This is a genomic window from Aminobacter sp. P4_H6_2 (assembly GCF_056400805.1).
The window spans coordinates 1-7,969 of sequence record NZ_JBFUKO010000227.1 but is presented as its reverse complement, the minus strand read 5'-3'; the positions used below and the strand labels follow the sequence as shown (position 1 = coordinate 7,969).

10 protein-coding genes are annotated in these 7,969 nt (G+C 62.6%); 3 read left to right on the top strand and 7 right to left on the bottom strand.

Annotated elements, in window-relative coordinates:
* Together AC1DUU_RS16760 and AC1DUU_RS16755 are read left to right on the top strand one after the other, a co-directional pair.
* The coding region (locus AC1DUU_RS16760) for a carbohydrate kinase family protein (protein WP_476784537.1) at positions 1-860 on the top strand (860 nt) is incomplete at its 5' end.
* A gap of 19 nt (positions 861-879) precedes the next feature.
* Positions 880-1,809, top strand: a complete 930-nt coding sequence (locus AC1DUU_RS16755) for a pseudouridine-5'-phosphate glycosidase (RefSeq protein WP_476784536.1) — start codon at positions 880-882, stop codon at positions 1,807-1,809.
* A 517-nt stretch (positions 1,810-2,326) separates the two neighbouring features.
* On the opposite strand, the gene AC1DUU_RS16750 is transcribed toward AC1DUU_RS16755, so the two are convergent.
* Positions 2,327-2,650, bottom strand: coding sequence for a TfoX/Sxy family protein (locus AC1DUU_RS16750; protein WP_476784535.1), 324 nt, complete (start codon positions 2,648-2,650; stop codon positions 2,327-2,329).
* A 56-nt stretch (positions 2,651-2,706) separates the two neighbouring features.
* Here AC1DUU_RS16750 and AC1DUU_RS16745 point away from each other — a divergent pair, with 56 nt between their 5' ends.
* Entirely contained in the window at positions 2,707-3,204 is a 498-nt protein-coding gene (locus tag AC1DUU_RS16745; protein WP_476784534.1) for a GFA family protein, read from the top strand.
* Between the two features lie 7 nt (positions 3,205-3,211).
* On the opposite strand, the gene sufA is transcribed toward AC1DUU_RS16745, so the two are convergent.
* The 6 genes from sufA to AC1DUU_RS16715 form a co-directional block, all read right to left on the bottom strand.
* Positions 3,212-3,598, bottom strand: a complete 387-nt coding sequence (gene sufA / locus AC1DUU_RS16740) for a Fe-S cluster assembly scaffold SufA (protein WP_476784533.1) — start codon at positions 3,596-3,598, stop codon at positions 3,212-3,214.
* 103 nt (positions 3,599-3,701) lie between these two features.
* Positions 3,702-4,100: an SUF system Fe-S cluster assembly protein gene (locus tag AC1DUU_RS16735; protein ID WP_476784532.1), complete on the bottom strand. Its 399-nt coding sequence runs from the start codon at positions 4,098-4,100 to the stop codon at positions 3,702-3,704.
* 5 nt (positions 4,101-4,105) lie between these two features.
* Complete coding sequence (locus AC1DUU_RS16730) at positions 4,106-5,347, bottom strand: cysteine desulfurase (protein ID WP_476784531.1); 1,242 nt, start codon at positions 5,345-5,347, stop codon at positions 4,106-4,108.
* Positions 5,348-5,411: 64 nt separating this feature from the next.
* Positions 5,412-6,677: a Fe-S cluster assembly protein SufD gene (sufD, locus tag AC1DUU_RS16725; RefSeq protein ID WP_476784530.1), complete on the bottom strand. Its 1,266-nt coding sequence runs from the start codon at positions 6,675-6,677 to the stop codon at positions 5,412-5,414.
* Positions 6,678-6,687: 10 nt separating this feature from the next.
* Positions 6,688-7,443 (bottom strand): Fe-S cluster assembly ATPase SufC, encoded by a 756-nt coding sequence (sufC, locus tag AC1DUU_RS16720; protein ID WP_214385125.1) that lies wholly within the window; start codon positions 7,441-7,443, stop codon positions 6,688-6,690.
* 29 nt (positions 7,444-7,472) lie between these two features.
* A partial coding sequence (locus AC1DUU_RS16715) for a SufD family Fe-S cluster assembly protein (protein ID WP_476784529.1) occupies positions 7,473-7,969 on the bottom strand: 497 nt, incomplete at its 5' end.

Sequence of the window (7,969 nt, the reverse complement as noted above, 5' to 3'; positions counted from 1 at the left end):
CCTCGATCCCAGGCGCCATGAGCGAGGAGGTCGGCGGCGGGGCGTTCAATGCGCTGCGCGGCGCTGTACGGCGAGGTGCCGTGGGTTCCCTGATGTCGGTGCGCGGCGGCGATGCGGCCGGCGAGGCCGTTGCCGCGGAAATCCTGGCCAACGGCATCGCCGACCTGTCGGCGGTGTTCCTCGACCGCGCGACGCCGAGCTATACCGCGCTACTGGACCGCGACGGCGACGTGGTGGCCGCCCTTGCCGACATGGGGCTCTACGAACTCGCCTTTCCCAAGCAGATGCGCCGCGCCAAACTGCGCGAGGCGATCGGCAAGGTCGACGCCGTGCTTTGCGATGCCAACCTGCCCGAGGCGGCCCTTTGGCGCCTGGCGGAGGTTGTGGGTACGACCCCGCTGTTTGCCATTGCCATTTCGCCGGCCAAGGCTGTGCGGCTGAGGCCTATCCTCGACGGACTGTCGTGCCTGTTCATGAACCGGCGCGAGGCGGCCGTTCTCGCTGGCACCGATACGGATGCCGATCCGGCCGAGATCGCACGCGGCCTCATGACAGCGGGGTTGCGGCGCGGCGTCGTGACCGCAGGCGGCAGCTCGGTCTTTGCCTATGACACGCAAGGGCTTTTGGTCGTTTCGCCCCCCGCCCCTCGGCGGGTGGTCGACGTTACTGGCGCAGGCGATGCGCTCGCCGGTGCTACGACGGTGGCACTGCTGCGCGGCCTGCCACTTGATGGTGCCCTCAGGCATGGCATTGCCGCAGCGGTATTGGCCATCGAGAGCGCTTCGGCTGTGCCCGCACTCGACCAAACAGCCTTCGACGCGGTGCTGGCCCTTGTGCCGCAAGCCTCGGAAATGGCATGACGCGCCCAAGGAGATCACCATGACGCTAGAGACCGCCCGCCCCTTCATCGACGTCCACCCCCCTGTTGCCGCCGCACTCGCGGCAGGCAAGCCGGTCGTTGCGCTCGAAAGCACCATCATCACGCATGGCATGCCTTATCCCGACAACAGCGCGATGGCGGCCAATGTCGAAAAGATCATCGCCGACGGTGGTGCGGTTCCGGCGACCATTGCCGTCATCAACGGCCGCATCAAGATCGGCCTGTCCGACGGCGAGCGCGAGTCGCTGGCCATGACCGGCGGGGCGATGAAGCTGTCGCGCGCCGACATGGCCTTTGCCGTTGCCGAAGGCCGCACCGGCGGCACCACGGTCGCCGCAACGATGATTGCGGCTCATCTGGTCGGCATCAAGGTTTTTGCCACCGGCGGCATCGGCGGCGTGCACAAGGGAGCTGAAAAGAGCTTCGACATCTCTGCCGATCTGGACGAGCTGGCGCGCACGCCCGTCATCGTGGTTTCGGCCGGCGCCAAGGCCATTCTCGACATCGAAAAGACGCTGGAAGTGCTGGAAACGCGCGGCGTTCCGGTCGTTGCCTTCGGCTYCGACATCGTTCCCGCCTTCTGGTCACGCAAGTCGCCCTATGCGGYACCGCTCAGGCTGGATGCGGCGGAAAAGATCGCCCGCCTCTATGAGACGCGCGCGGCTCTTGGGCTCGATGGCGGCATGCTGGTGGCGAACCCGGTGCCTGAAAGCGACGAGATCCCGACCGAAAAGATGGCCGGCTATATCGAGGCAGCACAAAAGGCAGCTGAAGCCCAGAATATCTCAGGCAAGGCGGTGACGCCGTTCCTGCTGGCTAAGATCCTCGAACTGACCAATGGCGCCAGTCTCAAGACCAACATCGCGCTGGTCGAGAACAATGCGCGCCTGGCCGCGAAGGTCGCGATCTCGCTGGCTGGCAATCGCTGAGCGCTGCCTGTCGCGACATTTGGCACTAAGATTAGTTGCTGCTAATATCTTAGGAGGGTAGATCATCGTAGGATTTGCCGGTCCGCAAATGCGCGGATCGGCAGATGGAGTGCGCGATGTCTTTCGGCCTCCGCCTTTCCAGACAGCCGGCTCCGCCGCGACGGGTAGTCTGTTGCTGCCGACGATGCACAGCTCTGCTGATTGCCACCATCGCGGGCACGCCAGTCTCAGACGCGCACCAGGCGCAGTCTGACTGGAGCTACCCGCTTGCCTGCTGCCACGGTGACACCAACCGCGGCGAGTGCCAGAACATACCGGGAAGTGCGGTTGTCGAGCGCGACGGTGGCTGGACAATCGTCCTAAACCCCGGCGATCATCGCAAAGTCACACACCCGAACCGATATTTCGTCCCCTATGGTTCGGAAATTCCATCGCAGGACGGCCAATACCATATCTGCCTGCATCCGACCGAAGAGCACGAGAACTGCTTCTTCGTGCCGCCCGGCGCGATGTAGGGCTACTTCTTGGCCCTCAGCCCGGCTTCATAGGCCTTGCGCGCCCAGATCGCCATTTCGTCAGGATCGTCGACCGCGCTGTCGGGAACGGTCCAGTAAGGCATCGCCACTGTCTTGCCGTGTCTGGAACCGGTGTAGGTCCACTGCCGGCAACCCGCTGCCTCGAAATCGGGCGCGCATTCGGCATCGCCTTTCAGCATAAGCTCGCCTCGGAGCTCGATCGCCACGATCACGCCGTCATGATAAATGCCTTTGCCGCCGAACATCCTGCGCACGCTGACGGGTCCGAGGCCGGCGAAGAGATCGACAATGTCGGCTTCGGTCATCACGGCTCCCTGCATTGCTGTTAGCATGCAAGCCAAAAAGGGAAAGGAAAGCACCGATGCCGATGCTGCTCAAGGGGTCATGTCGCTGTGGGGTGGTCCGCTTCGAGGTGCAGAGCCACACGCCGGTGCCCTATCAACTCTGCTATTGCTCCATTTGCCGCAAGCAGCAGGGCGGCGGCGGTTATGCCATCAACCTGGGCGCACTCTCCGCCACGCTGAAGGTGGTGGGCAACAGCTTTCTGGGACTGTACCGGGCGACAATCCATGACGATGAGCGTCAACAGCCGGAAGCGTCCACAGGCGAACGGCGCTTTTGCCGGCAATGCGGGGCCGCGATGTGGCTTTATGACCCGACCTGGCCAGAGCTGGTGCATCCCTTCGCCTCGGCGATCGATACCGACCTGCCCAAGGCGCCGAACCGCGTTCACCTGATGCTGAAGTACAAGGCATCCTGGGTGGAGCCCGACATCCGGCCTGGAGACACGGTATTCGACCTCTACCCGCCAGATTCAATCGATGACTGGCACAAGCGTCACGGCTTGTGGGTGGACTGAGCGCCGGTCAGGCCGCGCCCTGGGCGCGCGCCTCGGCCAGTGCCTTGAGGTCGGCAGGCTTCAGCTCGACCGATTCGCCGCAGCCACAGGCCGAACTCTGGTTCGGATTGCTGAAGGTGAAGCCGGTGCGCAATGCCGTGGTCTCGAAATCCATCTGAGTGCCGAACAGGAACAAAGCCGCCTCGGGCGCGACATAGACATGGGCGCCGTCGCGCTCGATGTGGTCGTCCTTGGGGTTCGGCTCGGTCACCAGATCGACCGTATATTCCATGCCGGCACAACCACCCTTCTTGATGCCAAGACGAATGCCTTGCGCGTTTTCGCGCGTGGCCATGATCTCGCGCACCCGGTCGGCGGCTTTTTCGGTCATGCTGATGACGGYGAAGCGTCCCATTCCAGTCTCCATTCATCGACGGGTTCAAGGCCCGCGGAATGTTTCATCTCAAACCAAGATGGTGAAGATCGCATTCGCATGCAAGCCTCACCACAGCAAAGGCTCAGTACCAGCCGACCGCAACCTGCGCTTCTTCCGACATGCGATCGGGCGTCCACGGCGGATCGAAGGTCATGGTGACCTCCAYGCCCGACACGCCTTCGACAGCGCCGACGGCGTTCTGCACCCAGCCGGGCATTTCGCCTGCGACCGGGCAGCCTGGTGCGGTCAGCGTCATGTCGATCTTGACGGTGCGGTCGTCTTCAATGTCGATCTTGTAGATCAGGCCGAGTTCGTAGATGTCAGCGGGGATTTCCGGGTCATAGACCGTCTTCAGCGCCGAGACGATATCGTCCGTCAGCCGCGCAAGGTCGTCAGCTGGGATGGCCGAGGCCGAAGCGATACCGTTTCCCGCCGTGTCCGGCGCGGTGTCGTCAACTGTGGCGGCGATAGCGTCTTCCATGGTGCTCACCCGAAGAATTTACGCGCTTTTTCAAGCGCTTCGGCCAAAACGTCAATCTCGGCCTTCGTATTGTACATGCCGAACGACGCCCTGCATGTGGAGGTTACGCCGAAGCGTTTCAACAGCGGCTGGGCGCAATGAGTGCCGGCGCGTACGGCAACGCCCTGGCGGTCGATAACCATCGAGACGTCATGGGCGTGGATGCCCTGCAACTCGAAAGAAACGATCGCGCCCTTGCCCGGCGCATCGCCGAAAATGCGCAGCGAATTGATGGCCCGCAGGCGTTCATGGGCATAGTCGCGCAGCGTCGCCTCATGCGCTGCAATGCGCTCGCGGCCGATGCTGTCCATGTAGTCGAGCGCGGCTCCCAAGCCGATCGCCTGGACGATCGGGGGTGTGCCGGCCTCGAAGCGGTGCGGCGGCTCGTTGTAGGTGACGTTGTCTTCGGTCACCTCGACGATCATCTCACCGCCGCCCTGGAAGGGCCGCATCTTCTCCAGCATCTCGCGCTTGCCGTAGAGCACGCCGATGCCTGATGGCCCGTAGACCTTGTGACCCGTCAGAACGTAGAAATCCGCGTCGAGGTCGCGCACGTCGACCGGCATGTGCACGGCAGCCTGACTGCCGTCGACCAGCACTGGAATGCCGCGTGCATGGGCGATGCGGCAGATCTCCTTGATCGGCGTCACTGTGCCGAGCGCATTCGACATATGCGTGATGGCGACCAGCTTGGTCCGGTCGGTCAAACGCTTTTCGAACTCCTCGATGTGGAAGGCGCCAAGATCATCGACAGGCACCCAGACCAGCTTGGCGCCCTGGCGCTCGCGGATGAAGTGCCACGGAACGATGTTGGAGTGATGCTCCATGATCGACAGCACGATCTCGTCGCCCTCGCCGATGTTCGGCATGCCGAAACCATAGGCGACGGTGTTCATCGCCTCGGTGGCCGACTTGGTGAAGACGATCTCTTCAGCGCTGCCGGCATTGAGGAAGCGGCGAACGCTTTCGCGTGCCTTTTCATACGCTTCGGTGGCGGCATTCGACAGGAAGTGCAGGCCAYGGTGCACATTGGCGTATTCGTTGGAATAGGCATGGCTGATCGTGTCGATCACGATTTGCGGTTTCTGCGCCGAGGCGCCATTGTCGAGATAGACGAGCGGCTTGCCGTAGACTTCGCGCGACAGGATGGGGAAATCGCGGCGGATCGCCTCGACGTCGTAGATGCTGTCTTCGACCTTCTGATCCATCAACAAGTTCCCATGCCTTCATTCGAGCAGCAGCTTCTCCCCGCGAGCGGGGAGAAGGATCAGGTCAGGCGTGCGTCGCAAACCAGCTGGTCAGCAACTCTTCCAACGGCTTGACGACCGTTTCGTCTTCGAGTTCCTCGATGACCTCGGCCAGGAACGCCCGGACCAGGAGACCGCGAGCAGTCTTTTCATCGATGCCGCGCGCCATCAGATAGAAGAGATGGTTGCGGTCGATCTCGGTGACAGTCGCGCCATGGCCGCAAGCCACATCGTCGGCGAAGATTTCGAGCTCGGGCTTGGTCGAGAACTCGCCATCATCGGACAGCAACAGCGTGTTGCAGGCCATGCGGGCGTCGGTTTTCTGCGCCATCTGATGGACGTTGATGCGGCCCTGGAACACGCCTTTGGCGCGGCCGGTGACGACATTGCGCACCACTTCGGTCGACGAGGTGTGCGGCACGGTGTGGTCGAGCACCATGGTGACGTCGACGTGCGTGTCGCCGGAAAGCAGGTTGACGCCGCGCAGCTTGAAATCGGCGCCTTCGCCTGAAGCCTTGACGATGACTTCCTGGCGCACGAGCTTGCCGCCGGCATTCATCACGAACAGCGTGAGCTTGGAGTTCTTGCCGAGCTCGGCCTTGAACTGTGCGAGATGGGTCGCCGTCTCAGGCTGATCCTGAACGATCAGCCACAACACCTCGGCATCGTCGCCAAGCAGCAACTGGCTGACCGAACTGACGAGGCCTGCGCCCTCGCCGGTCTGGCGCTCGACGATGGTCGCCTTGGCGCCCGTCCCGACACGCACAGGCAGGCGTACATGTACCTGGCCGCCGGCCTGGATATTCTGCAGTTCGATCGGCTTTTCCACCTGAGCACCGTCTTCGATGTCGACGAAATAGCCGTCGGCGACAAAGGCGGTGTTGAGCGCGCCGACCGCGTCGTCGCTGCCGTAGGTGACTAGCGCGGGCGCATAGCTGCCATCGACGAGCTTGTCGCCGAGACGCTGGAACGAAACGCCATCAACGTTCGGCGTGGCTGCCGAAACGCCATTGATGATCGAAAGCACGGTCGAACCTTCGAGTAGAGGCGCAATCGCCTTGCCAGCGGCGCTGGCGTCGAAGGCCGGCACCGAAGTCAGAAGGCGACGCAGGTCGGTGTAGTGCCAGGATTCGACACGGCGGGTCGGCAGGCCAGCCTTGATCTGCTCAATCGCATTGTCGCGCTTGACCATGACGGCGCCGTCACCGGGCAGGAGCGAAAGCCGCTCGCCGAAGGCGTCGATGATCGCCGCCTCCGCCGGGGTCCGCTGGACTGTAGCAAGCATGTTCATGACCGACACCTCAAGCCGCCTCTTCGATGATCCCGGCGTAGCCGTTTTCCTCGAGTTCGAGCGCCAGCGACTTGTCGCCCGACTTGATGACCTGGCCCTTGTAGAGCACGTGGACCGTATCGGGCACGATGTGGTCGAGCAGGCGCTGATAGTGGGTGATGACGATGATGGCGCGATCGGGCGAACGGAGCGCATTGACGCCGTCGGAGACGATCTTGAGCGCATCGATGTCGAGGCCGGAGTCGGTCTCGTCGAGGACGCACAGCTTCGGCTCGAGAAGCTTCATCTGCAGGATTTCGGCGCGCTTCTTTTCGCCGCCGGAGAAGCCGACATTGACCGGACGCTTGAGCATGTTGAAGTCCATCTCCAGCGTGCTGGCGGCATCCTTCACGCGCTTGATGAAATCAGGGATCTTGAGCGGCTCCTCGCCACGCGCCTTGCGCTGCGAATTCATCGCGACCTTGAGGAACTCCATCGTGGCGACGCCCGGTATCTCCATCGGATACTGGAACGCCAGGAACAGGCCCTTGGCGGCGCGCTCGGCCGGATCCATCTCCAGGATCGACTCGCCGTTGTAGAGGATGTCGCCCTCGGTCACCTCGTAGTCGTCGCGACCGGCGAGGATGTAAGACAGCGTCGATTTTCCCGAGCCGTTGGGACCCATGATGGCGGCGACTTCGCCAGCCTTCACCGTTAGGTTCAGGCCGCGGATGATCTCTGTGCCGCTCTCGGCGATACGGGCATGCAGGTTCTTGATCTCAAGCATCTTTTTTCTTTCTAAATCTCTATCGCCGGTCAGCCGACCGAGCCTTCAAGGCTGATGCCGATCAGCTTCTGCGCCTCGACGGCGAACTCCATCGGCAGTTCCTGGATCACTTCCTTGACGAAGCCGTTGACGATCAGCGCAATCGCTTCCTCCTCGGGAATGCCGCGCTGCATGACGTAGAACTTCTGGTCGTCGGAGATCTTGGAGGTGGTCGCCTCGTGCTCGAACTGCGCGGTTGCGTTCTTGGCTTCGATGTAGGGCACGGTATGGGCGCCGCACTGGTTGCCGATCAGCAAGCTGTCGCACTGGGTGAAATTGCGGGCATTGGTCGCCTTGCGGTGCGCCGAGACCTGGCCACGATAGGTGTTCTGCGAGAAGCCGGCGGCGATGCCCTTGGAGATGATGCGGCTCGACGTGTTCTTGCCGAGATGGATCATCTTGGTGCCGGAGTCGACCTGCTGGTAGCCGTTCGAAACCGCGATCGAGTAGAACTCGCCACGAGAATCGTCGCCGCGCAGGATGCAGC

What these genes read in the sequence shown, in the direction of transcription:
- sufC (WP_214385125.1), bottom strand. Translation starts at nt 7,443, where the DNA reads ATGCTTGAGATCAAGAACCTGCATGCCCGTATCGCCGAGAGCGGCACA.
- AC1DUU_RS16745 (WP_476784534.1), top strand. Translation starts at nt 2,707, where the DNA reads ATGCCGATGCTGCTCAAGGGGTCATGTCGCTGTGGGGTGGTCCGCTTC.
- AC1DUU_RS16750 (WP_476784535.1), bottom strand. Translation starts at nt 2,650, where the DNA reads ATGACCGAAGCCGACATTGTCGATCTCTTCGCCGGCCTCGGACCCGTC.
- sufD (WP_476784530.1), bottom strand. Translation starts at nt 6,677, where the DNA reads ATGAACATGCTTGCTACAGTCCAGCGGACCCCGGCGGAGGCGGCGATC.